The organism is Streptomyces sp. 130 (genome assembly GCF_007096885.1).
GTDB lineage: Bacteria > Actinomycetota > Actinomycetes > Streptomycetales > Streptomycetaceae > Streptomyces.
Window position 1 is genome coordinate 15,410 of sequence record NZ_VJNO01000054.1, and the last position, 22,580, is coordinate 37,989.

The window sequence follows — 22,580 nt, forward strand, 5'->3', positions numbered from 1 at the left end:
CAGACGAGGCCCCCGAACCGCAGCGACGGCATCTCCGGAATCTCCGGACGGCAACGCCGGTACGCACCTCACGATCGCGACCACGGGAGCCCCCTTTGGCTATGCAGCCCACATCCACGACGACCAAGCACATCTTCGTCACCGGGGGTGTCGCTTCTTCCCTCGGCAAGGGTCTGACTGCCTCCAGCCTCGGCGCCCTGCTCAAGGCGCGCGGTCTCCGGGTCACCATGCAGAAGCTCGACCCGTACCTGAACGTCGACCCGGGCACGATGAACCCGTTCCAGCACGGCGAGGTCTTCGTGACCAACGACGGCGCGGAGACGGACCTCGACATCGGCCACTACGAGCGCTTCCTCGACGTGGACCTCGACGGCTCGGCCAACGTCACCACCGGCCAGGTCTACTCGCAGGTCATCGCCAAGGAGCGGCGCGGCGAGTACCTCGGTGACACCGTGCAGGTCATCCCGCACATCACCAACGAGATCAAGCACCGCATCCGCCGCATGGCCACCGACGACGTCGACGTGGTCATCACCGAGGTCGGCGGCACCGTCGGCGACATCGAGTCGCTGCCGTTCCTGGAGACCGTCCGCCAGGTGCGCCACGAGGTCGGCCGGGACAACGTCTTCGTCGTGCACATCTCGCTGCTGCCCTACATCGGCCCCTCCGGCGAGCTGAAGACCAAGCCCACCCAGCACTCCGTGGCCGCCCTGCGCAACATCGGCATCCAGCCGGACGCCATCGTGCTGCGCGCCGACCGCGACGTGCCGACCGCCATCAAGCGCAAGATCTCGCTGATGTGCGACGTGGACGAGGCGGCCGTGGTCGCCTGCGTGGACGCCAAGTCGATCTACGACATCCCCAAGGTGCTGCACACCGAGGGCCTGGACGCCTACGTCGTGCGCAAGCTGGACCTGCCGTTCCGGGACGTCGACTGGACCACCTGGGACGACCTGCTGGACCGCGTCCACAACCCCGACCACGAGGTCACCGTCGCCCTGGTCGGCAAGTACATCGACCTGCCCGACGCCTACCTCTCGGTCACCGAGGCCATCCGGGCCGGCGGCTTCGCCAACAAGGCCCGGGTCAAGGTCGAGTGGGTCGCTTCCGACGACTGCAAGACCCCGGCCGGCGCCCGCAAGGCCCTCGCCGGCGTCGACGCGATCTGCATCCCCGGCGGCTTCGGCGAGCGCGGCGTGGTCGGCAAGGTCGGCGCGATCCAGTACGCCCGCGAGAACAAGGTGCCGCTGCTCGGCCTCTGCCTCGGCCTCCAGTGCATCGTGATCGAGGCGGCCCGCAACCTCGCCGGCATCCCCGACGCCAACTCCACCGAGTTCGACGCCGCGACCTCGCACCCCGTCATCTCGACCATGGAGGAGCAGCTCGCGTACGTCGAGGGCGCCGGTGACCTGGGCGGCACCATGCGGCTCGGCCTGTACCCGGCGAAGCTCGCCGAGGGTTCGCTGGTCCGCGAGGCGTACGACGACCAGCCGTACGTGGAGGAGCGCCACCGCCACCGCTACGAGGTCAACAACGCCTACCGCGCCGAGCTGGAGAAGAAGGCCGGCCTGGTCTTCTCGGGCACCTCCCCGGACAACAAGCTGGTCGAGTACGTCGAGTACCCGCGCGAGGTCCACCCGTACCTCGTCGCCACCCAGGCGCACCCGGAGCTGCGCTCCCGGCCGACCCGCCCGCACCCGCTCTTCGCCGGCCTGGTGAAGGCGGCCGTCGCCCGCAAGACGGGCGCCGCCGGGGGCGAGCAGGGCAAGTAGGCGGCACCCCCGCAGGCGTTACGGTTGACCGGGGCGCGCGTCCGAGCAGGGACGCGGGCCCCGGTCACCGTTTTTCGTGGGAGGACGCAGATGGGTTTCCAGGACACGCCCGAGGAATGGCGGGTCACCGAGAGCGCGACCCCGTTCCGGGGGAAGAAGACCAGCGTCCGCGCCGACGACGTCGAGATGCCCGACGGTACGGTCGCGCACCGCGACTACCAGGTGCACCCCGGCTCGGTCGCCGTGCTCGCGCTGGACGACGAGGGCCGCGTCCTCGTCCTGCGCCAGTACCGCCACCCGGTCCGCCACAAGCTGTGGGAGATCCCGGCCGGGCTGCTCGACGTGCCGGGTGAGAACCCGCTGCACGCCGCGCAGCGGGAGCTGTACGAGGAGGCGCACGTCAAGGCCGAGGACTGGCGGGTGCTCACCGACATCTACACCTCGCCCGGCGGCTCCGACGAGGCCGTACGCATCTTCCTCGCCCGGGACGTCTCCGAGGCGGAGGGCGAGCGCTTCGAGGTCGCCGAGGAGGAGGCCGACATGGAGCTGGCCCGGGTGCCGCTCCAGGACCTCGTGCGCAAGGTGCTCGCCGGCGACCTGCACAACAGCTGCCTGGTCGTGGGCGTGCTCGCGCTCACCGCGGCCCTCGCGGGCGACGGCGTCGACGCGCTGCGCCCCGCCGACGCGCCCTGGCCGGCCCGCCCGTTCGAAGACTGACGGGCCCGCCCGTTCGAGGCCTGACGGACCCGCCCCTTGGAGACCTGACGTGCCGTCCGGCACCTTGCGGGGGCGGTCGACTAGGACGTCCCCGAGGGCATCCCCGAGGTCGCGCCCGCGCATCCTCCGATCGTAAGAAATGCTGATCCGATCGGGGGATGCCCGGGTCGCGCTCCCCCTTCCCCCGCCACCCGCCTGAACTACGCTTCGAATGCCCTGACCGGAGTCCCGCAGGGCGACGCGTGCAGCGAAGTGGAGCGTGGCCCGTGACGGATCAGGCGGTGGACACCAGCGGCCCGGCCGAGGCAGCGGGGACCGAGGAGCCGCCCGCCCCGGAACCGACCCGCTTCTTCGGCCGCGAACGGGAGTTGAAGGAACTCCGGGACGACATCGAGCGCGCCGGACTCGACACCATGGCCGGCCGCCGCAGCGCCCGCGCCCGGGTCCTCCTGATCGCCGGACGTCCCGGCTCCGGCCGCACCGCACTCGCCTCGGAGCTCGCCCGCCGCCTCCTGGAGACCGGCGACTACCCCGACGGCCTGCTCCACGTCCGGCTGACCGAGAGCGGCGGCGCCCCCGTCCCCGCCGAGCGCGCGGCCCGCGACCTCCTGGGCGGGCTCGGCCTGGCCGGACCGCCCGGTGCCGACGCCGACGAACTGACCGGAATGGTCCGCGAGGCCCTGGCCGTCCGCCGGGTCCTGCTCCTCCTGGACGACGCGGCCGACGCCGAGCAGGTCGACCCGCTCCTCCCCGACAACCCGGACTGCCTCGTCGTCGCCACGTCCGGAGGCCCGCTGACCGGCATCCCCGGCGTCCGGCCCTGCACCATCGGCGGCCTGGACGCGGGCTCCGCCGTCCAGCTCCTGGGCCGCGCCACCGGCCAGACCAGGATCACCGTCGACCCGCTCACCGCGCAGACCCTGGCCGAGGAGTGCGGCGGACAGCCGGCCGCCCTGGTCCTCGTCGGCGGCTGGCTCGCCGCCCGTCCGACCACCTCGGTCGCCGACGCCGGGCGGCAGCTGCGCGCGCTGCCGGACGACCCCGAAGCGCCCGCCGGGGCGCGCCCGCTGGCCCGCGCCTTCCGCCTCGTCCACGACTCGCTGCCGGCCACCCCCGCCCGGATACTGCGGCTGCTCTCCCTCGCCCCCGGCGGCCTCGCCGACGCCCACACCGCCTCCGCGCTGGCGGGCTGCTCCGTCTCGGCCGCCCGGACCACCCTGGACGACTTCGTGGCCCTCGGCCTGCTGCGCCGGGAAGACGCCGAGGAACCGCAGTACGAGGTGCCGGGCTGCCTCGCCGGGCTGCTGCGGGCCCTCCTGGAGGAGCGGGACCGCCCCGCCGAGATCCAGCTCGCCCGGGCCAGGATGCTGGAGCGCACCGTGCGCCTGCTCCAGTCCTGCCGCGCCGTCACGGACCCCGAGGGCTCGCCGTCCCGCCGCAAGCTCGCCGGGCTCCCGCGCACCCTGCGCTTCCCGAACCCGGAGACCGCCGCCGCCTGGCTGCGCGCCCGCAGGCCCGCCCTGCTCGCCGCCGCCCGGGTCGCCGTCGAGGACGGGGAGCTCGACACGCTGGCCCGCCGGCTGGTCGCCGCGCTGGTGCGGGCGCTCGCCGCGCACGAGGGCACCGACGCGGCGGCCCCCGACCTCTACGCCCTGCACGGCCTGGTGCTGGCCGTCGCCGAACGCCGCGACCTGCCCCGCGAGCGGGCGGCGGCCCTGCTCAACCTGGCCGACCTGGACGCCGGGACCGGCCGCACCCGGGAGGCGCTGGCCCGCTACCGCCAGGCGCTGGACGCCGGGCGGGCCGCGAAGGACCCGTACGCCACCGGGCGGGCCATGGAGTCCGTGGGCGGCGCCTACGCGGAGCTGGGTGACTACCACCGGGCCTCCGACTGGTACGGGCGGGCGCTCGCCCAGCGGCTCAGCCAGGGCGAGGCGGCCGAGGCGGCGCGCCTGTACGGGCGGCTCGGCGCCGTCCACACCTACGCCGGGCGGTACGGCGAGGCGCTGCGGAACTGGCGGGCCGCGGCGGCGGGCCACCGCAGGCTCGGCGACCTTCCGGCCCAGGCCCGGGCGATCAGCGAGATGGCCCGGGTCCAGGAGTACGCGGGCCGGCCGCAGGAGTCGCTGCGCACCTGCCGGGAGGCGGTGGAGTGGGCGCGGCGGGCCAAGGACGTACGGCTTCAGGCGGCGCTGGAGCTGCGGCTCGCGGACACCCTGGACCGGCTCGGTGACCCCGCGGCGGCCGGGCTGCACCGGGGCACGGCCGACAGATTGCTGGGCGAAGAGGGCGTGACCTGCGAAACCGGCAGTGCTTCATCAGAAAAATAATGCTTTGCAAGGCTAGACAGCGGGAAGCCCTTCATTAGACTGGCTGTACCGCGGCCGTTCGCGGTGCCTTCACATGTGATGCATCTACCCTTTTTGCATTGCTGTGCCCGGATTATCCTCTGAGCCAAGGACCGTGATCGACATGAAGGTCGGCATCCCCCGCGAAGTGAAGAACAACGAGTTCCGCGTGGCGATCACGCCTGCCGGTGTGCATGAGCTCGTCCGCCACGGCCACCAGGTCGTCGTCGAGCGGAACGCCGGAGCGGGCTCCTCCATCACGGACGCGGAGTACGCCGCGGCCGGGGCGGAGATCCTGCCCACGGCCGACGAGGTCTGGGCCGCCGCCGACCTGCTGCTCAAGGTCAAGGAGCCGGTCGCCGAGGAGTACCACCGCCTCCGCAAGGGCCAGACCCTCTTCACCTACCTGCACCTCGCCGCCTCCCGCGAGTGCACCGACGCGCTCCTGGAGTCGGGCACCACCGCCATCGCGTACGAGACCGTCGAGACGGCCAACCGCGCGCTGCCGCTGCTCGCCCCGATGTCCGAGGTCGCGGGCCGGCTGGCCCCGCAGGTCGGCGCCTACCACCTGATGCGCTCGGCCGGTGGCCGCGGTGTGCTGCCCGGCGGCGTCCCGGGCACGGCGGCCGGCCGTGCCGTCGTCATCGGCGGCGGTGTCTCCGGCTGGAACGCCACCCAGATCGCCGTGGGCCTCGGCTTCCACGTCACGCTGCTCGACAAGGACATCAACAAGCTCCGCGAGGCGGACAAGGTCTTCGGCACCAAGGTGCAGACCGTCGTCTCCAACGCCTTCGAGCTGGAGAAGGCCGTGGTCGAGGCCGACCTCGTCATCGGTGCCGTCCTGATCCCCGGCGCCAAGGCGCCGAAGCTGGTCACCAACGAGCTCGTCGCCAAGATGAAGCCCGGAAGTGTACTTGTCGACATTGCAATTGATCAGGGCGGCTGCTTCGAGGACTCGCACCCCACGACGCACGCCGAGCCGACCTTCCAGGTCCACGACTCGGTCTTCTACTGCGTCGCCAACATGCCCGGCGCGGTGCCCAACACCTCGACGTACGCCCTGACCAACGCGACGCTGCCCTACATCGTGGAGCTCGCCAACCGGGGCTGGGTGGAGGCGCTGCGCCGCGACGCCGCGCTCGCCAAGGGCCTCAACACCCATGACGGACAGGTCGTTTACCGCGAGGTGGCCGAGGCGCACGGCCTCGACCACGTCGACCTGAACACGCTCATCGGCTGACCGGGGTCAACCCCTTCGTCAACTCCGTGCGTCCGGCCGGACCTTGCCGGCAAGGTCCGGCCGGACGCATGCCGGGGCGGCGCGCGCCCCCGAGCAACTCGTCTCGAACGTAACCCTTTAACCGTTTCGTACACCCGGGAAAAGTGTGCACCGAGGGTTGCGCGCCCTTGACAGCGGGGCGTTCGATTGCCGACACAACGGGCCGGGTCCGGTGGATTGTGTTGCTGCGGACAGGGGACACGCCATAGAGTCGCCAATCGTCGGCATGGTGCCACGCTGACCTATCGATAAGTTTCCTGGTCACGTCCAAGGAGGTAAGACGACTTGTGAATGAGTCGACAATTACTCCCGGGGGTGTTCAACCAGGGATGCCCGCACGGGGCCAGAGCCCGCACGGGCGGGAGGCTGTCGGCTCCGTCGCTGTCCGCACCTTCGCCACCCACCAGCACATGACGACAGCCCCCCAGATGATGGACGGCCTTCACGTGAACGCCATGGCCGGCAACGAGAGTGGCCGGGACACCGCCCCCCTCGCCGACTTCGCCGAGACGCCCCAGGCGCATTTCTACGACCCCGACGCCGAGTACGAGCCCGACCCGGAGTACGCGGCCACGCTCGCGCCGGACGCCGCCCGGCAGCGCCGCGAGCGGATCGGCCCGACCGGCCGCCCCCTGCCCTACTTCCCGATCCCGGGCCCGCTGACCGACCACGGTCCCGCGAAGATCATCGCGATGTGCAACCAGAAGGGCGGCGTCGGCAAGACCACGTCGACCATCAACCTGGGCGCCGCGCTCGCGGAGTACGGACGGCGCGTCCTGCTCGTCGACTTCGACCCGCAGGGCGCCCTCTCGGTCGGCCTCGGGGTCAACCCGATGGAGCTCGACCTCACCGTCTACAACCTGCTCATGGAGCGGGGCATGGCGGCCGACGAGGTCCTGCTGAAGACCGCGGTCCCCAACATGGACCTGCTCCCCAGCAACATCGACCTCTCCGCCGCGGAGGTGCAGCTCGTCAGCGAGGTGGCCCGCGAGTCCACGCTCCAGCGCGCCCTGAAGCCGCTGATGGCCGACTACGACTACATCGTGATCGACTGTCAGCCCTCGCTCGGCCTGCTCACGGTGAACGCGCTGACCGCCGCGCACAAGGTGATAGTCCCGCTCGAGTGCGAGTTCTTCGCGCTGCGCGGTGTGGCGCTGCTCACCGAGACGATCGAGAAGGTCCAGGAGCGGCTCAACCCGGAGCTGGAGCTCGACGGCATCCTCGCCACCATGTACGACTCCCGCACGGTGCACAGCCGCGAGGTCCTGGCGCGGGTGGTCGAGGCGTTCGACGACCACGTCTACCACACGGTCATCGGGCGCACGGTCCGCTTCCCCGAGACCACGGTCGCCGGTGAGCCCATCACCACGTACGCCTCCAACTCGGTCGGTGCCGCCGCCTATCGCCAGCTCGCCAGGGAGGTGCTCGCCCGGTGTCACGCCGAGTGAGTCTGCCCGGGGCCGACGAACTGTTCCGTACGACCGGGGGGACTGCGCTCCAGTCCTCGTCGCCCGCGGAGCGGAGGCGCAAGGCGAACGGCGAGGCCCGGGTCCCGGCTCCGGCCGGTGAGAACGAGCCCGGGACCGCCGCGCCGGGGGAGTCCGCCCCGGACGTCGGCACCGTCCCCGCCCGGCCGGAGCACGCGGCGGCCGGCGCCGACGCGGGCGACTCGCGCAGCCGGTCCGCCGAGGGCGACCGGGTCGCCGTCGCCGCGCAGGCGGGCCGCCGCCCGCAGCAGCCCGCCGAACCCGCCCCGGCACCCGTCGTGCAGCAGCAGCGCAGGCGCGGCGGCGGACGCGGCGCGAACCGCCGACCCAGCGGGCGCGAACGCCACGACGAGAAGATCACGGTCTACGTCTCCGCCGAGGAGCTGATGGACCTGGAGCACGCGCGCCTCGTCCTGCGCGGCGAGCACGGCCTCGCCGTGGACCGGGGCCGGATCGTGCGCGAGGCGGTCGCCGTCGTCCTGGCGGACCTGGAATCGCGCGGCGACGCGAGCATCCTCGTACGACGGCTGCGCGGCCGCTGACCGGTACGGCGCCGGTAGCCTGCCCGGAAGGACCGCCGCCGTCGTGCGGCCGGGCCCGCCTTCCGTACGGGCCGCCGCCCGCCGCCGTACCCCACCCGCGCACCCTGGACCTCCATGCCGACACCCGACGAGCCCGCCCGCACCGCCCGCCGCCCCCTGGGTCGCGGGCCGGGGGCGGGGGCCGTCCCCGCGGAGGCACCGGCACCGGCTGAGGCACCCGCGCCGCAGGGGACTCCCTCGCCCGTGCCGCAGGAGGTCCCCGAGGCGGCCCCCGAAGCACCCGCTCCCCCCGACGACGGCCGCTTCACCGTGCGCCTCGCGAACTTCGAGGGGCCCTTCGACCTGCTCCTCCAGCTGATCTCCAAGCACAAGCTGGATGTGACCGAGGTCGCCCTGTCCAAGGTCACCGACGAGTTCATGGCCCACATCCGGGCGATGGGCCCCGACTGGGACCTGGACCAGACGACCGAGTTCCTGGTGGTCGCCGCGACCCTCCTCGACCTGAAGGCCGCCCGGCTGCTCCCGGCGGCCGAGGTGGAGGACGAGGCGGACCTCGCGCTCCTGGAGGCCAGGGACCTGCTCTTCGCGCGGCTCCTGCAGTACCGCGCGTACAAGCGGGTCGCCGACATCTTCGCCGGCCGGCTCGAAGCGGAGGGCCGCCGCTTCCCCCGTACCGTCGGCCTCGAACCGCACCACGCCGAACTGCTGCCGGACGTCGTCATCAGCATCGGCGCCGAGGGCTTCGCCCGGCTGGCCGTGAAGGCGATGCAGCCGAAGCCGGCGCCGCAGGTGTACGTCGACCACATCCACGCCCCCCTGGTCAGCGTGCGCGAGCAGGCGGGCATCGTGGTCGCCCGGGTCCGCGAGGCGGGCGAGATCAGCTTCCGGGCGCTGGCCGAGGACGCGCCGGACACCCTCACCGTCGTCGCCCGGTTCCTGGCCCTGCTGGAGCTGTACCGGGAGAAGGCCGTCGCCCTCGACCAGGACGTGGCGCTCGGCGAGCTGATGGTGCGCTGGGCCGGTGAGGCGGGGGCCGAGCCCGTCGTGACGGACGAATTCGACCAGGAGGCCCCGGACGCCTCCGCAACCCCCGAGGAGACGCCATGACGGACCCCGCGGGCTCCGCGGTCGCGGACCTGGACCTCAAGCCCGCCCTGGAGGCCGTCCTCATGGTCGTGGACGAGCCCGCCACCGAGGAACACCTCGCCAAGGTGCTGGAGCGCCCCCGGCGGGCCGTGGCCGCAGCCCTGCGGGAGCTGGCCGACGAGTACACCGCGCAGCGGCGCGGCTTCGACCTCCGGCTCGTCGCCGGCGGCTGGCGGTTCTACACCCGGCCCGAGTACGCGGCGGCGGTCGAGGGGTTCGTCCTGGACGGCCAGCACGCCCGGCTGACCCAGGCGGCGCTGGAGACCCTGGCGGTGGTCGCGTACCGGCAGCCGGTGAGCCGGTCGCGGGTCTCGGCGGTGCGCGGGGTGAACTGCGACGGGGTCATGCGGACCCTGCTCCAGAGGGGCCTGGTCGAGGAGGCGGGCACGGAACCCGAAACAGGTGCGATCCTGTACAGGACGACGAACTACTTTCTGGAGCGGATGGGCCTGCGTGGCCTGGATGAGCTTCCGGAGCTCGCGCCCTTCCTCCCCGAGGCGGACGCGATCGAGGCCGAGACGCCAGAGGGTGTGCCGTCGTTCGATCCGGACGCACCGGACACCCCGGAAACTCACGCAGACGACAAGACGGACTTTTGATGCGAAGCAGTGGCAGGAACAGCGGTAGCGGCGGCGGCAGGAGCGGCGGCAGCGGCGGGGGCTGGAGCGGTGGCCGGAACAACAAGGGCACCGGCAGGAACAGCAACCCGAGCGCGCGGACCCCCCGCTCGGAGCGCGAGGACCGCCGGAACGAGGAGCGCCCCCGCAAGCCCAGGCCCGAGGAGCGCCGCTACGACGTGGGCTCCGACAAGCCCGCCACCGGCGGCGGTGTCCGCAAGGGGCGCGGTGCGGCGGCCCGGGGCGGGGCCAAGGGCGGCCCGAAGAGCCCCCAGGGCGGCACGAAGGGCGGCGCCCGGCGCGGCCCGTACGGCGCCCCGGCGCGTCCGCGCGAGCTCGACGCCAAGATCGAGCAGCGCAACCGCGACCGGTACGCGAACAAGCCCGAGATCAAGACCCCCAAGACGCACCCCGGCGCCGAGCAGGAGGGCGAGCGGCTGCAGAAGGTCCTGGCCCGCGCCGGCATGGGCTCGCGCCGCGCCTGCGAGGAACTCATCGACCAGGGCAGGGTCGAGGTCAACGGCGAGATCGTCATCGAGCAGGGCCTGCGCGTCGACGTGCACAAGGACGAGATCAAGGTCGACGGGCTGACCGTCGCCACCCAGTCCTACCTGTTCTTCGCGCTGAACAAGCCGGCCGGGGTCGTCGCCTCCATGGAGGACCCGGACGGGCGCCAGTGCCTCGGCGACTACGTCACCAACCGCGAGACGCGGCTCTTCCACGTCGGCCGGCTGGACACCGAGACCGAGGGCATCATCATGCTCACCAACCACGGCGAGCTGGCCCACCGTCTCACCCACCCCAAGTACGGCGTGAAGAAGACGTACCTGGCGGCCATCCAGGGCCCCCTCCCGCGCGACCTGGGCAAGCGGCTCAAGGACGGCATCCAGCTGGAGGACGGCTACGCCCGCGCCGACCACTTCCGCGTCGTGGAGAACACCGGCAAGAACTACCTGGTCGAGGTGACCCTGCACGAGGGCCGCAAGCACATCGTGCGCCGCATGCTGGCCGAGGCGGGCTTCCCCGTCGACCGGCTCGTGCGCACCGGCTTCGGCCCGATCGCGCTCGGCGACCAGAAGTCGGGCTGGCTGCGGCGGCTCACCAACACCGAGGTGGGCATGCTGATGCGCGAGGTCGGCCTGTAGCCGGTCCTCGGCACGGACCAGGGCCCGCGGCCGGTTCCCCGGAGTTTTCCGGAGGGGAACCGGCCGCGGGCCTTCCGCGTATCCGGCCGAGCCTTTATAGTCACAGTGACTATTAAGGAGGCGGGCGTGAGTCTCGCGGACATACTCGATCCCCTGCAGCGGCCCCTGGTGACGGTCCTGGACACCCCGGTCAGCTGGACCGAGGTGCTGGGCTTCGGCAGCGGCGCGCTGTGCGTCTGGCTCGTGGCCCGCCAGCACCTCGCCAACTGGCCGATCGGCATCGCGAACAACCTCTTCTTCATCCTGCTGTTCGCCCAGTCCGGCCTGTACGCCGACGCCGGACTCCAGATCGTCTTCATCGCCCTCGCCGCGTACGGCTGGTGGACCTGGACCCACGGGGGTGGACCGGGGACCGACGGGCTGCCGGTGCGGAGCACCACCCGCACCGAGTGGACCGGGCTGCTCGCGGCGGGGGCGGTGGGGACCGCGGCGCTGACCGTCCTGCTGGACCGGGCGACCGACTCGACCGTGCCGTTCTGGGACGCGCTCACGACCGCGCTCTCGCTCGCGGCGACCTACGGGCAGTGCCGCAAGCTGGTGGAGTCCTGGTGGCTGTGGATCGCCGCCGACATCGTGTACATCCCGCTGTACGCGTACAAGGAGCTGTACCTGACCTCGCTGCTGTACGTCGGCTTCCTGACGCTGTGCCTGACCGGCCTGCGCAACTGGCGCCGCGACCTGACCGCAGCCGACCCCGTGAAGGTTCCGGCATGAAGCGCTACCCGCACGGACTCGTGCTCGGCAAGTTCTACCCGCCGCACGCCGGCCACCACCACCTCGTCCGCACCGCCGCCGCCCGCTGCGAACGGCTGACCGTCCTCGTCTGCGCCGCGTCGGTGGAATCCGTCCCGCTCGCCGACCGGGTCGACTGGATGCGGCAGGCGCACCCCGATGTGACGGTGGTCGGCGCCATCGACGACACCCGCATGGACCTGCACGACCCGGCGATCTGGGACGCCCACATGGCCGTCTTCACCGGTGCGGTGCCCGAGCGGGTGGACGCCGTCTTCACCTCGGAGCCGTACGGGGACGAGCTGGCCCGCCGCTTCGGCGCCGAGTCCGTCTGCGTCGACCCCGGCCGCACCGCCTACCCCGTCTCCGGCACCGCCGTCCGCGCGGACCCGGCCGGCTGCTGGGGCTTCCTCGAAGCGCCGGTGCGGGCGGCGCTCGCCCGCCGCGTCGTCGTCCTCGGCGCGGAGTCCACCGGCACCACCACGCTGGCCCGGGCGCTCGCCGCCCACTACCGGCGGCGCGGCGGGGTCTGGGCGCACACGGGGTACGTCGCCGAGTACGGGCGCGAGTACAGCGAACGGAAACTGGCCGAGCTGCGCGAGCGGTGGCCCCGCGCCCAGTGGGAGGACGTCACCCTCTCCACCCACGACTTCCCGCACATCGCCGAGGTCCAGAACGCCCGGGAGGAGGAGGCCGCCCGCACCGGCTCCCCGGTGCTCTTCTGCGACACGGACTCCTTCGCGACGACCGTCTGGCACGAGCGGTACGTGGGCGGACGCAACCCCCTCGTCGAGCGCGTCGCGGACCGGGCCCGCCACCACCTGTGGCTGCTCACGGACCACGAGGGCGTCCCCTTCGAGGACGACGGGCTGCGCGACGGCGAGGAGCTGCGCCCCTGGATGACCGACCGGTTCCGGGCCGAGCTCACCCGGACCGGCCGGCCCTTCACCGAGGTGACCGGCAGCCCCGAGGCGCGCCTCGCCCGCGCGGTCGAGGCCGTCGACGCGCTGCTCGCCGAGGGCTGGGAATTCGCCGCGCCCCTCCCGGAGCGCCGATGAGCGCCGCCGCCCCCGAGGGCTACGACCCGAGCGCCTTCGAGCCGTTCGCCGTCACCGTGGACCTGGCGGTCTTCACCGTCCGCGAGTCCCGGCTGCACGTCCTGCTGGTCGAGCGCGGCGCGGAGCCGTACAAGGGCCACTGGGCGCTTCCCGGCGGTTTCCTGCTGCCCCGCGAGTCCGCCGGGGCCGCCGCCCGCCGCGAGCTGGCCGAGGAGACCGGGCTGAGCGACGACACCGTCTCCGGCCTCCACCTGGAGCAGCTGCGCACCTACAGCGACCCGGACCGCGACCCCCGGATGCGCGTCGTCTCCGTCGCCCACACCGCCCTCGTCCCGGACCTGCCCGAGCCGCGCGGCGGCGGCGACGCGGCGGGCGCGCGCTGGTGGGACGCGGCCCGGACCGGCCCGCTCGCCTTCGACCACGACCGCATCCTCGCGGACGCCCGCGACCGCGTCGGCGCGAAGCTGGAGTACACCTGCCTGGCCACCGCGTTCTGCCCGCCGCGCTTCACCCTGGGCGAGCTGCAGCAGGTCTACGAGACGGTCTGGGGCGTCGAGCTCGACCGCCCCAACTTCCGCCGCAAGGTCCTCGCCACGCCGGGCTTCGTGCGGCCGGCCGAGGGCGCCCCGCGCCGCACCGGCGGCCGGGGCAAACCGGCCGCCCTCTACCGCGCGGGCGACGCCACCGCACTGCACCCCCCGCTGCTGCGACCGGAAGGACGGCAGACATGACGACCACCCGTACGAAGAGGGCCGCGACCGGCGCGCTGATCGGGCTCGCGCTCGGCGACGCGCTGGGCTTTCCCACCGAGTTCAACGACGTGCCGTCGATCCTCGCCAAGTGCGGGCCCTGGCGGGAGATGGAGCTGCCGAAGCCGGCCTTCGTCACCGACGACACCCAGATGACCCTGGCGCTGGGCCGGGGCCTGCGCACCGCCATGGGCCGGGGCCCGCTCACCGGGCTCCGGCTGGCCCGCCCGGTGCGCGAGGAGTACGTCGACTGGTACCACTCGCCCGACAACAACCGGGCCCCCGGCCGCACCTGCCTGGAAGCCTGCCACCTGCTCGACGGCGACCGCCCGTGGCAGGAGGCGAGCCGGACCGGCTCCAAGGGCTGCGGCGCCAACATGCGCGTCGCGCCCATCGGACTCGCGCCCGGCCTCACCGACGAGCAGCGCTCCGGCGCCGCCCAGCTCCAGTCGGCCCTGACCCACGGCCACCCGACCGCGCTCGCCGCCTCCGACCTGACGGCCCGCGCGGTGTACCTGCTGGCCCGGGGCACCGAACCGCTCGGCCTGATCGGCCAACTCCGCTCGTACGCCTACGAGAACCGCGAGCGCTACCTCGACCGGTGGCTCGGTGACCTCTGGCGCCACGCGCAGGACGCCTCGCCCGAGGCGTTCATCAGCCGGGGCTGGGACGAGTGCCTGGCCGCGCTGGCGACCGTCCAGGACGCCCTGCGCGCCCCTTCGCCGGAGACCGACCCCTGCGAGCGGACGGGGGACGGCTGGATCGCCGAGCACGCCCTGGCCACCGCCCTGCACTGCTTCCTGCTCTTCCCGGACGAACCCGTCACCGCCCTGCGCCGCGCCGCCTGCACCCGCGGCGACTCGGACTCCATCGCCTGCCTGACCGGCGCCCTGGCCGGCGCCCACCTGGGCCCGGACGTCTGGCCGGCCGCGTGGGCGGAGCGCATCGAGTACCGCGGCGAGCTGCTGGAGCTCGGGGCGCTCTGGGACGCCTGAGCCGTCCTCAGCGGGCGGAGGCCAGCGCCGACGCCCGCCGGACGCGGATCAGGAAGTCCTCGACGCGGGCCCGGTCCGGCTCGGGCGGCAGTGGAGAGGTGCCCGCCGCCTCGTCGTTCTCGGCGGCGAGGCGGGTCATGCGGCGCTCGACCTCCGGCCAGGGGACCTCGCCGCGCCTGACCGCGAGGAGGGCTTCGCGGGCCTCGCCCACCTCGATCGTCAGTTCGCCGGTGCGCAGCAGGTCCCGGCAGCTGGTCAGCAGCCGCAGCAGGTGCATCGCGTGCTTCCAGCGCGGGGCGCCGTACTGGCGCACGTCGGCCTCCAGCTTCCGGCGCTGGGCCAGGGCGTAGCGTACGAACGAGTCGTGCGCCCGGCGGGAGAGGAAGGCGCCGCGCAGGGCGAGCAGTTCCCGGCCGGTGTCGTCCACGTGGTCCACCAGCGGCGAGTGCAGGCACTCCAGCACGTTCGGGTTGGCGCGCAGGGCCAGCTCGCAGAAGCGTTCCAGCTCCCAGGAGAACTGCTCGTCCGCCGGGCCCTCGACGTGCGTGGGCGGCTTCTCGAAGCGCCAGAACAGCGGGGTCGGCGCCAGGAACACGCCCCGCCGGTCGGTGTCGCTGGTCCCGGTGGCGAGACCGAAGGCGCGCGACCCCATCACACAGGAGTACACCGTGTGGTCGCGCACCAGGTCCTCGGCGGTCGGTGTGATCATGCCGGGAGGCTACGCGAGGGACGGGTGCGGGCGCGTCTCATAAAAACGGGCGGCCGGGCACGGCACCCCGCCGTCCCTCTACGCTGATCACGAGCACACGAAGAGGGACGAACGAGGAGCACGACGTGGCGGTACGAGCGGTCCGGGGCGCCGTCCAGCTGGACCGGGACGAGACCGGACACCTGCACGAGCGGGTCGGAGCCCTGCTCACCACCGTGCTGGAGCGCAACGACCTCGTCGCGGACGACCTGATCAGCATCTGGTTCACGGCCACGCCCGACCTGCACAGCGACTTCCCGGCCGCCGCCGCGCGCGCCATCGGGATCGTCGACGTACCGCTGATCTGCGCCCAGGAACTGGACGTCGAGGGGGCCATGCCCCGGGTGGTCCGCATCCTGGCGCACGTCGAGACCTATCTGTCCAAGGCCGAAATCAACCACGTCTACCTCGGCGCCACCGCCGCCCTGCGCAAGGACATCGCCCAGTGAGAACCGCCGTCGTCATCGGTACCGGCCTCGTCGGGACCTCCGCGGCCCTCGCCCTCGCGGGCCGGGGCGTCACCGTCCACCTGGTCGACCACGACCCCGAGTCCGCCCGGACCGCCGCCGCGCTCGGCGCCGGCACGGACGAGCCGCCCGAGGGCCGCGTCGACCTGGCGGTCGTCGCCGTGCCGCCCGCCCACACCGCGACCGTCCTCGCCGCCGCCATGCGCGACGGGGTCGCCCGCGGCTACCTCGACGTCGCCAGCGTGAAGGGCGGCCCGCGCCGCGAGCTGGAGGCGCTGGGGGCCGACCTCACCCCGTACATCGGCACCCACCCCATGGCCGGCAAGGAGCGCTCCGGGCCGCTCGCCGCGACCGCCGACCTCTTCGAGGGGCGGCCCTGGGTGCTCACCCCGACCCGGGACACCGACACCGAGGTGCTGAACCTCGCCCTGGAGCTGGTCGCGCTCTGCCGGGCCGTCCCGGTCGTCATGGACGCCGACGCCCACGACCGGGCCGTCGCGCTCGTCTCGCACACCCCGCAGCTGATCTCCTCGATGGTCGCGGCGCGGCTGGAGGACGCCGACGAGAGCGCGGTCCGGCTGTGCGGGCAGGGGATCAGGGACGTGACCCGGATCGCGGCCTCCGACCCGCGCATGTGGGTGGAGATCCTGTCCGCCAACCCCGGTCCCGTCGCCGACGTCCTCGCGGGCGTCGCCGCCGACCTGGCCGAGACGGTCACCGCGCTGCGCGGGCTCCAGTCCTCCGACGAGGAGAAGCGGCGGGCGGGCACCGAGGGCATCCGCTCCGTCCTGAGCCGGGGGAACGCGGGCCGCGTCCGGGTGCCGGGCAAGCACGGCTCCGCCCCGGCCTCGTACGAGACGGTCGCCGTCCTGATCAGCGACCGGCCCGGCGAGCTGGCCGGCATCTTCGCCGACGCGGGCCGGTCCGGGGTCAACATCGAGGACGTGCGCATCGAGCACGCCAGCGGCCAGCAGGCCGGTCTCGTCCAGCTCATGGTCGAACCCAGCGCCGCCCCCGGGCTGGCCGAGGCCCTCCGCGAGCGGGGCTGGTCGATCCGGCAGTAGGAACCGTGCGACCATGGCCGGTCGCACACTTGTCCACAGGGGTGACCGGGCCCGTCCCCGCACTCGGTAACCTTGTGCGGGGCGGGTTCACGCGTCCCGTCCAGCCCGCCCCGAGCACCAGGAAGGTGTCCACCACCGTGGAAACCGTAAGCGCCGCCGTCCGGACCGCCCCGGCCGCCGTGATCGTCGCCATCGACGGCCCCTCCGGCACCGGCAAGTCCAGCACCTCCAAGGCCGTCGCCGCCCAGCTCGGCCTCAGCTACCTGGACACCGGCGCCCAGTACCGCGCCATCACCTGGTGGATGCTGAACAACGGCATCGACGTGCAGGACGCCGCGCAGGTCGCGACCGCCGCCGCCAAGCCCGTCATCGTCTCCGGCACCGACCCGGCCGCCCCGACGATCACCGTCGACGGCGAGGACGCCTCCGGCCCGATCCGCACCCAGGAGGTCACCTCCAAGGTCAGCGCGGTCAGCGCCGTCCCCGAGGTGCGCGCCCTGATCACCGAGCTCCAGCGCACCATCGCCGCCGAGGCCGAGAAGGGCATCGTGGTCGAGGGCCGCGACATCGGGACCACCGTGCTGCCCGACGCCGACCTCAAGATCTTCCTCACCGCGTCGCCGGAGGCCCGGGCCGCCCGCCGCAGCGGCGAGGTCAAGGGCTCCGATCTCGCCGCCACCAAGGAGGCGCTGATCAAGCGGGACGCCGCGGACTCCGGCCGCAAGACCTCCCCGCTCGCCAAGGCGGCCGACGCGGTCGAGGTGGACACCACCGAGCTGACGCTCCAGCAGGTCATCGAGTGCGTCGTCACCCTCGTCGGGGAGAAGCGGGCCGCGAAGTGACCGACGCCACGAGCGCGCCCTCGCCGCGTGGTGCGGCGGTCGGGCGCGGCATCGGGATCGGGCTGATGTACGGGCTTTTCAGACCCCGCGTCCTCGGTGCCTGGCGGGTCCCGGCCTCCGGACCCGTCATACTCGCGGTGAACCACTCGCACAACATCGACGGGCCGATGCTGATGGGCACCGCGCCCAGGCCCGTCCACTTCCTGATCAAGAAAGAGGCGTTCGTCGGCCCCCTGGACCCGTTCCTGCGCGGAATCGGGCAGCTGGAGGTGGACCGCACGACCGCCGACCGCACCGCCATCACCCGGGCGCTCGGAGTGCTGGAGGACGGCGGGGTGCTCGGGATCTTCCCCGAGGGCACCAGGGGCGACGGAGACTTCGCCTCACTGCGTGCCGGGCTCGCGTACTTCGCGGTGCGCAGCGGGGCGCCGATCGTCCCGGTGGCCGTCCTGGGAAGCACCGAGCGCCGCGGACGGTTGATATCGGCACTGCCGCCGCTGCGCAGCCGCGTGGACATCGTCTTCGGAGATCCCTTCGAAGCCCAAGAAGGAGCGCGAAGCTCGGACAAGGGTGGCGGGCGACGGGTGGGCGGCAGGCGTACGCGCAAGGCGCTCGACGAGGCCACGCTGCGCATCCAGGCCCGGCTCACCGGCCACCTGGAGCACGCCGGGCGCCTCACCGGGCGCACCGGGTAAGACTTGAGTAGTGGACCGCGCGCTGCGTGGTCCATCGATGATGATGCAAAGAGGAACGGACTTCATGAACGACCAGATTCACTCCGGCGGCTCGGACCACGAGCACGGAGAGCTTGGCGATGCCGAGTACGCGGAGTTCATGGAGCTCGCCGCGCAGGAGGGGTTCGACCCGGAGGAGGTCGAGGGCGCACTGGACGAGGCCGGTCACGGACCGCTCCCCGTCCTGGCCGTCGTCGGCCGGCCCAATGTCGGCAAGTCGACCCTGGTGAACCGGATCATCGGCCGCCGCGAGGCCGTCGTCCAGGACAAGCCGGGCGTCACCCGCGACCGCGTCACCTACGAGGCCGAGTGGGCCGGGCGCCGCTTCAAGGTCGTGGACACCGGCGGCTGGGAGCAGGACGTCCTCGGCCTGGACGCCTCCGTCGCCGCCCAGGCGGAGTACGCGATCGAGACGGCCGACGCGGTCGTCTTCGTCGTGGACTCCACCGTCGGGGCCACCGACACCGACGAGGCCGTCGTCAAGCTGCTGCGCCGGGCCGGCAAGCCCGTCGTGCTCTGCGCCAACAAGGTCGACGGGCAGAGCGGTGAGGCGGACGCCACCGCCCTGTGGTCGCTCGGCCTCGGCGAGCCGCACCCGGTCTCCTCGCTGCACGGCCGCGGCACCGGCGACATGCTCGACGCCGTCCTGGAGGCCCTGCCCGAGGCCCCGCCGCAGTCCTTCGGCACGGCGCCCGGCGGGCCGCGCCGCATCGCGCTCATCGGCCGCCCGAACGTCGGCAAGTCCTCGCTGCTGAACAAGGTGGCCAACGAGGAACGCGTCGTCGTCAACGAGCTGGCGGGCACCACCCGTGACCCGGTGGACGAGCTCATCGAGCTGGGCGGCGTCACCTGGAAGTTCATCGACACCGCCGGCATCCGCCGCCGCGTCCACCTCCAGGAGGGCGCGGACTACTACGCCTCGCTGCGCACCGCCGCCGCCCTGGAGAAGGCCGAGGTCGCGGTCATCCTGATCGACTCCAGCGAGACGATCAGCGTCCAGGACCAGCGCATCGTGACCATGGCCGTGGAGGCGGGCCGCGCCGTCGTGCTCGCCTTCAACAAGTGGGACACCCTGGACGAGGAGCGCCGCTACTACCTGGAGCGCGAGATCGAGACGGAGCTCGCGCAGGTCGCGTGGGCGCCCCGGGTCAACGTCTCGGCCCGCACCGGCCGCCACATGGAGAAGCTGGTCCCGGCGATCGAGACCGCGCTCGACGGCTGGGAGACCCGCGTCCCGACCGGCCGGCTCAACGCCTTCCTGGGCGAGATCGTCGCCGCCCACCCGCACCCGGTCCGGGGCGGCAAGCAGCCGCGCATCCTGTTCGGCACCCAGGCGGGCACCAAGCCGCCGCGCTTCGTCCTCTTCGCCTCCGGCTTCCTGGAGCACGGCTACCGGCGCTTCGTCGAGCGCCGCCTGCGCGAGGAGTTCGGCTTCGAGGGCACCCCGATCCACATCTCGGTCCGGGTCCGCGAGAAGCGGGGCCGCAAGAAGTAGCCCTACGCGGCAGCCCCGGAGCGCTCGGTCACCGAGCGCTCCGGGGCGGCCGCGTCGTACGGGGGGTCAGGCCTCCCGTGAGCCGGGCGGCAGGGCCGCGGGCCGGGAGCGCCCCGCGTGGCGGCCCACCCGCTGCCAGCCGCCGGGACTTCCGGCGCGGTTGCCCGTCCCGGAGCGGTCGCCCGCCGCCGCCACCGCACCGCCGGGCGAGGAGTGGCCCGAGTGGCCGCGCAGCGGGGCGCGCGAGCCGAAGAGACCGAGGGCCTGGAGGCCCAGACTCTCCTCGCCGGTCCTGTCCCCCGGCAACGCCCGGAACGAGCGGCGGTACTCGGAGTACAGCGCGTCGTAGATCGGGGTGTGGGACGGGCCGCCCGAGGGGTCCTGCGCGGGACGCATGGCAGGGATCGGGCTCGGACGCTGGTGGGAGGGGTCGTATGAGTGCACGTAGGTGCCAACGACCTGGTCCGCCGTCGGATGCGGGCTCGCCGCGGAAACACCCGTCGGGCAGACAAGTGTTCGCTGCCGGCGCTCCGGATACGCGGTCACGCTCAGGTCCCGGCCAGCGGCATGGCGGCGGCGACCAGCAGTCCGGCGGCCGACGCCTTCTCCAGCGCGTCGCGCAGCAGGTCCTCGCGGGGCTGCTGGCCGATCGAGCCCGCCGGGGCGGCGTAGACCAGCACGGTCTGCGACTTGTTGGCGGCGGTCCGCCAGCCCTCGGTGACCTGGAGCGGTGCGTGCGCCTGCCACCAGGCGACCGGGGTGCCGCCCCCCGTACCGGGCTGGAGCACGGCGTGCAGCTGGCCCATGGCGAGCAGGATCGACCAGCCGTGCAGCACCTCGGGCACCTGCTCCATGCGCTGGACCGGCTGGAAGCCCTGTTCCAGCAGGAGCTGGAGGAACTGGTCGCCGTCCCGGCCGTCCGTCCCGGGACGGGCGATCGCGCCGGTCGGCTCGACGACCAGGGCCGGGTGGAGCTCGTCGTCGATCAGGACGAGGCCGCTGGTGATGCCGAGGACGGCCTGCTCGGGGACGATCCGCTCCGGCTCCCCCTGGTCGCCGCCGGTGATGCTGCGGACGGCGCCCTGAAGCTGCTCCTCGGCGACCTGGACCACCTGCGAGGGGATGCAGCTGGCGTGCGCGAAGGCGAGCACGGCGGTCTCGTCGCCGACGAACAGCACCGTGCTGGTGCGCTCCTGCTCGGAGTCGCCGGGGGTGCGGCAGGAGGTGCAGTCGTAACTGCCCGGGGCGTTGTCGCCGACGAGCAGCCGGTCGGCTTCGGCGTCGCCGATCTCGGCGCGTACGTCCTCGCTGACGTCGAGCATGCGCGGCACGGGTGGCTCCTCGAACTCGGTACGTGCGCCGGGCGGTTCCCGGCTCAGAGATGACAACGGGCGAGCCGCTGCCGGGGTCACGCCGGAAGCCGTACGGAATCGGGCCCGGACGCGCCGGAAGGGCGGGGGATCGGCCGACAAAGGCGGAGAAAGCCGCCGCCGGGACGGGTGTGGAGGGGCGGCCACGGGGTAGGCGCGCGATGCGGACGGCTGCCCGGCCGCGCGCCGGAATGCGCGCCACCGGGTTGTCCGCTATACGGTCCCGCGGCACCGGGCGGGCCCGTCCGATGGTATGCCTGCCGCCCCTCGGGGATAAGGGTGCAATAAGGGAGGGTGAATTACCGGCGAAGCCCGTCTTTGCGGCGCGTTTTCCCGGAGGGAATTCGGCCTCCCGCCCGCAGTGGAAATCCAGCCGGTTTTCCGTCTCCCGGGAGTCGGTCCCATGATCGTTCACCGGCCTGTGCGATTACTGTGCGTCCGGTTGTGAATCGCACGTTCGGGTGAAGGGGGCGGTGGGGACAGGTGTCGGGATCTTGTGACACAAGTGTGACCGGTGAGGGACACGAGGATGCCGTGTGCCCGCCCGCGGCCCCCGCTACCGTCCGCGCGCCCGGGCGCCTACGGTGAGAGGTATGGCACCGATACCCACTCCTCCCGCCCAGCCCGACGACTCCACCGGCGCCTATGTGGGGCTCTCCTCGGAGTCCGCCGAGCGGCGGGCCCGGGAGCACGGCTGGTCCACGGTGCGGGCCCTGCCGCCGGGCACGGTCATCACCATGGAGTTCCAGGCGGACCGGATCAACTTCGAGGTCGACGGCGGCGTCGTCAGGCGCTGCTGGACCGGCGGAGCCGCCCGGAGCGGATACGCGTGAGGGGCCCCGACCACATCAGGTCGGGGCCGGCGGGGGCGCGCCGCGCCGCCCCCCCGGGGCCCCCCGGGGGGGGGCCCCCCCCCCCCCCCGGCGGGGCGCCCCCCCCCCCCTACGCCGGGGGTCAGCCGCCGGCGACCGGCCGGGCCGGAGCCGTGCCTCCGCGCGGCGCGCGGTCCGCGTGCGGCGGGCGCCGGCTGCCGGCGGGCGTCACCGGGGACCGCTCCGAGTGCGCTGCGTGGGGCGTGGCCGGCGCGGCGCGCGGGCGGCCGCTCGCGGCCGGCGGGCGCCCGGCCTGGCCGCGGGCCGGGGGCGGGGCGGGCCGCGGGGGCGCGCCGCCCCCGGGGGCGGGGGGGGGGGGGGGGGGGGGGGGGGGGGGGGGG

22 protein-coding genes are annotated in these 22,580 nt (G+C 73.4%); 19 read left to right on the plus strand and 3 right to left on the minus strand.

Going from position 1 to position 22,580, the window contains the following annotated elements; translation table 11 throughout:
* Nucleotides 1-101: 101 nt before the first annotated feature.
* From FKN01_RS29915 to FKN01_RS29980, 13 genes are all read left to right on the plus strand, one after another.
* Complete coding sequence (locus FKN01_RS29915) at nt 102-1,772, plus strand: CTP synthase (protein WP_143625788.1); 1,671 nt, start codon at nt 102-104, stop codon at nt 1,770-1,772.
* 90 nt (nt 1,773-1,862) lie between these two features.
* Nucleotides 1,863-2,489, plus strand: a complete 627-nt coding sequence (locus FKN01_RS29920; protein WP_143625789.1) for an NUDIX hydrolase — start codon at nt 1,863-1,865, stop codon at nt 2,487-2,489.
* 266 nt (nt 2,490-2,755) lie between these two features.
* A complete protein-coding gene (locus FKN01_RS29925) occupies nt 2,756-4,819 on the plus strand; it encodes a tetratricopeptide repeat protein (RefSeq protein ID WP_143625790.1) in 2,064 nt (687 codons plus the stop codon).
* Between the two features lie 142 nt (nt 4,820-4,961).
* Nucleotides 4,962-6,077, plus strand: a complete 1,116-nt coding sequence (ald, locus tag FKN01_RS29930) for an alanine dehydrogenase (RefSeq protein ID WP_143625791.1) — start codon at nt 4,962-4,964, stop codon at nt 6,075-6,077.
* A 368-nt stretch (nt 6,078-6,445) separates the two neighbouring features.
* A complete protein-coding gene (locus FKN01_RS29935; protein ID WP_143625792.1) occupies nt 6,446-7,564 on the plus strand; it encodes a ParA family protein in 1,119 nt (372 codons plus the stop codon).
* The gene (locus FKN01_RS29940; protein ID WP_143625813.1) at nt 7,561-8,145 is read left to right on the plus strand and encodes a hypothetical protein; all 585 of its coding nucleotides are present in this window, start codon (nt 7,561-7,563) and stop codon (nt 8,143-8,145) included. The genes FKN01_RS29935 and FKN01_RS29940 overlap by 4 nt, the downstream gene beginning before the upstream one ends.
* 114 nt (nt 8,146-8,259) lie before the next feature.
* Nucleotides 8,260-9,252: a ScpA family protein gene (locus tag FKN01_RS29950; protein ID WP_143625793.1), complete on the plus strand. Its 993-nt coding sequence runs from the start codon at nt 8,260-8,262 to the stop codon at nt 9,250-9,252.
* A complete protein-coding gene (scpB, locus tag FKN01_RS29955; RefSeq protein ID WP_073968094.1) occupies nt 9,249-9,890 on the plus strand; it encodes an SMC-Scp complex subunit ScpB in 642 nt (213 codons plus the stop codon). The genes FKN01_RS29950 and scpB overlap by 4 nt, the downstream gene beginning before the upstream one ends.
* Nucleotides 9,890-11,053, plus strand: coding sequence for a pseudouridine synthase (locus tag FKN01_RS29960; protein ID WP_143625794.1), 1,164 nt, complete (start codon nt 9,890-9,892; stop codon nt 11,051-11,053). The genes scpB and FKN01_RS29960 overlap by 1 nt, the downstream gene beginning before the upstream one ends.
* A 126-nt stretch (nt 11,054-11,179) precedes the next feature.
* On the plus strand, nt 11,180-11,827 hold the full coding sequence (gene pnuC, locus FKN01_RS29965) for a nicotinamide riboside transporter PnuC (RefSeq protein WP_143625795.1): 648 nt from the start codon (nt 11,180-11,182) through the stop codon (nt 11,825-11,827).
* A complete protein-coding gene (locus FKN01_RS29970) occupies nt 11,824-12,903 on the plus strand; it encodes an AAA family ATPase (protein WP_143625796.1) in 1,080 nt (359 codons plus the stop codon). Before pnuC ends, FKN01_RS29970 begins: the two co-directional genes overlap by 4 nt.
* Complete coding sequence (locus FKN01_RS29975; RefSeq protein ID WP_143625797.1) at nt 12,900-13,634, plus strand: NUDIX domain-containing protein; 735 nt, start codon at nt 12,900-12,902, stop codon at nt 13,632-13,634. The genes FKN01_RS29970 and FKN01_RS29975 overlap by 4 nt, the downstream gene beginning before the upstream one ends.
* The gene (locus tag FKN01_RS29980; RefSeq protein ID WP_143625798.1) at nt 13,631-14,647 is read left to right on the plus strand and encodes an ADP-ribosylglycohydrolase family protein; all 1,017 of its coding nucleotides are present in this window, start codon (nt 13,631-13,633) and stop codon (nt 14,645-14,647) included. The genes FKN01_RS29975 and FKN01_RS29980 overlap by 4 nt, the downstream gene beginning before the upstream one ends.
* Nucleotides 14,648-14,654: 7 nt before the next feature.
* Here the strand turns inward: FKN01_RS29980 and FKN01_RS29985 are convergent, their stop codons facing one another.
* Nucleotides 14,655-15,356 carry a DNA polymerase beta superfamily protein gene (locus tag FKN01_RS29985; protein WP_143625799.1) on the minus strand — a complete coding sequence of 234 codons (702 nt, stop codon included), beginning with the start codon at nt 15,354-15,356 and terminating at the stop codon, nt 14,655-14,657.
* A gap of 125 nt (nt 15,357-15,481) precedes the next feature.
* On the opposite strand from FKN01_RS29985, the gene aroH reads away from it, so the two are divergent.
* From aroH to der, 5 genes are all read left to right on the plus strand, one after another.
* The gene (aroH, locus tag FKN01_RS29990; protein ID WP_143625800.1) at nt 15,482-15,844 is read left to right on the plus strand and encodes a chorismate mutase; all 363 of its coding nucleotides are present in this window, start codon (nt 15,482-15,484) and stop codon (nt 15,842-15,844) included.
* On the plus strand, nt 15,841-16,926 hold the full coding sequence (locus FKN01_RS29995; protein WP_143625801.1) for a prephenate dehydrogenase: 1,086 nt from the start codon (nt 15,841-15,843) through the stop codon (nt 16,924-16,926). Before aroH ends, FKN01_RS29995 begins: the two co-directional genes overlap by 4 nt.
* Nucleotides 16,927-17,051: 125 nt before the next feature.
* Entirely contained in the window at nt 17,052-17,768 is a 717-nt protein-coding gene (cmk, locus tag FKN01_RS30000; protein WP_143625802.1) for a (d)CMP kinase, read from the plus strand.
* A complete protein-coding gene (locus FKN01_RS30005) occupies nt 17,765-18,463 on the plus strand; it encodes a 1-acyl-sn-glycerol-3-phosphate acyltransferase (protein ID WP_143625803.1) in 699 nt (232 codons plus the stop codon). Before cmk ends, FKN01_RS30005 begins: the two co-directional genes overlap by 4 nt.
* Nucleotides 18,464-18,527: 64 nt before the next feature.
* Nucleotides 18,528-19,997, plus strand: coding sequence for a ribosome biogenesis GTPase Der (gene der, locus FKN01_RS30010; RefSeq protein WP_143625804.1), 1,470 nt, complete (start codon nt 18,528-18,530; stop codon nt 19,995-19,997).
* Nucleotides 19,998-20,063: 66 nt separating this feature from the next.
* On the opposite strand, the gene FKN01_RS30015 is transcribed toward der, so the two are convergent.
* On the minus strand, nt 20,064-20,393 hold the full coding sequence (locus tag FKN01_RS30015) for a hypothetical protein (protein WP_143625805.1): 330 nt from the start codon (nt 20,391-20,393) through the stop codon (nt 20,064-20,066).
* Nucleotides 20,394-20,545: 152 nt separating this feature from the next.
* Entirely contained in the window at nt 20,546-21,328 is a 783-nt protein-coding gene (locus tag FKN01_RS30020; protein WP_143625806.1) for a hypothetical protein, read from the minus strand.
* 632 nt (nt 21,329-21,960) lie between these two features.
* Between FKN01_RS30020 and FKN01_RS30025 the strand changes: the two genes are divergently transcribed.
* The gene (locus FKN01_RS30025; protein ID WP_143625807.1) at nt 21,961-22,200 is read left to right on the plus strand and encodes an I78 family peptidase inhibitor; all 240 of its coding nucleotides are present in this window, start codon (nt 21,961-21,963) and stop codon (nt 22,198-22,200) included.
* The last annotated feature ends 380 nt before the right edge of the window (nt 22,201-22,580 follow it).

Bases quoted from the DNA above. Each gene is read 5' to 3' on its own strand.
- FKN01_RS29935 (WP_143625792.1), top strand. From the start codon at position 6,446: ATGCCCGCACGGGGCCAGAGCCCGCACGGGCGGGAGGCTGTCGGCTCC.
- scpB (WP_073968094.1), top strand. From the start codon at position 9,249: ATGACGGACCCCGCGGGCTCCGCGGTCGCGGACCTGGACCTCAAGCCC.
- FKN01_RS30015 (WP_143625805.1), bottom strand. From the start codon at position 20,393: ATGCGTCCCGCGCAGGACCCCTCGGGCGGCCCGTCCCACACCCCGATC.
- FKN01_RS29960 (WP_143625794.1), top strand. From the start codon at position 9,890: ATGCGAAGCAGTGGCAGGAACAGCGGTAGCGGCGGCGGCAGGAGCGGC.
- FKN01_RS29975 (WP_143625797.1), top strand. From the start codon at position 12,900: ATGAGCGCCGCCGCCCCCGAGGGCTACGACCCGAGCGCCTTCGAGCCG.
- FKN01_RS30025 (WP_143625807.1), top strand. From the start codon at position 21,961: ATGGCACCGATACCCACTCCTCCCGCCCAGCCCGACGACTCCACCGGC.
- FKN01_RS29980 (WP_143625798.1), top strand. From the start codon at position 13,631: ATGACGACCACCCGTACGAAGAGGGCCGCGACCGGCGCGCTGATCGGG.
- FKN01_RS29915 (WP_143625788.1), top strand. From the start codon at position 102: ATGCAGCCCACATCCACGACGACCAAGCACATCTTCGTCACCGGGGGT.
- ald (WP_143625791.1), top strand. From the start codon at position 4,962: ATGAAGGTCGGCATCCCCCGCGAAGTGAAGAACAACGAGTTCCGCGTG.
- FKN01_RS29920 (WP_143625789.1), top strand. From the start codon at position 1,863: ATGGGTTTCCAGGACACGCCCGAGGAATGGCGGGTCACCGAGAGCGCG.
- FKN01_RS29985 (WP_143625799.1), bottom strand. From the start codon at position 15,356: ATGATCACACCGACCGCCGAGGACCTGGTGCGCGACCACACGGTGTAC.
- FKN01_RS29970 (WP_143625796.1), top strand. From the start codon at position 11,824: ATGAAGCGCTACCCGCACGGACTCGTGCTCGGCAAGTTCTACCCGCCG.
- FKN01_RS29950 (WP_143625793.1), top strand. From the start codon at position 8,260: ATGCCGACACCCGACGAGCCCGCCCGCACCGCCCGCCGCCCCCTGGGT.
- der (WP_143625804.1), top strand. From the start codon at position 18,528: ATGAACGACCAGATTCACTCCGGCGGCTCGGACCACGAGCACGGAGAG.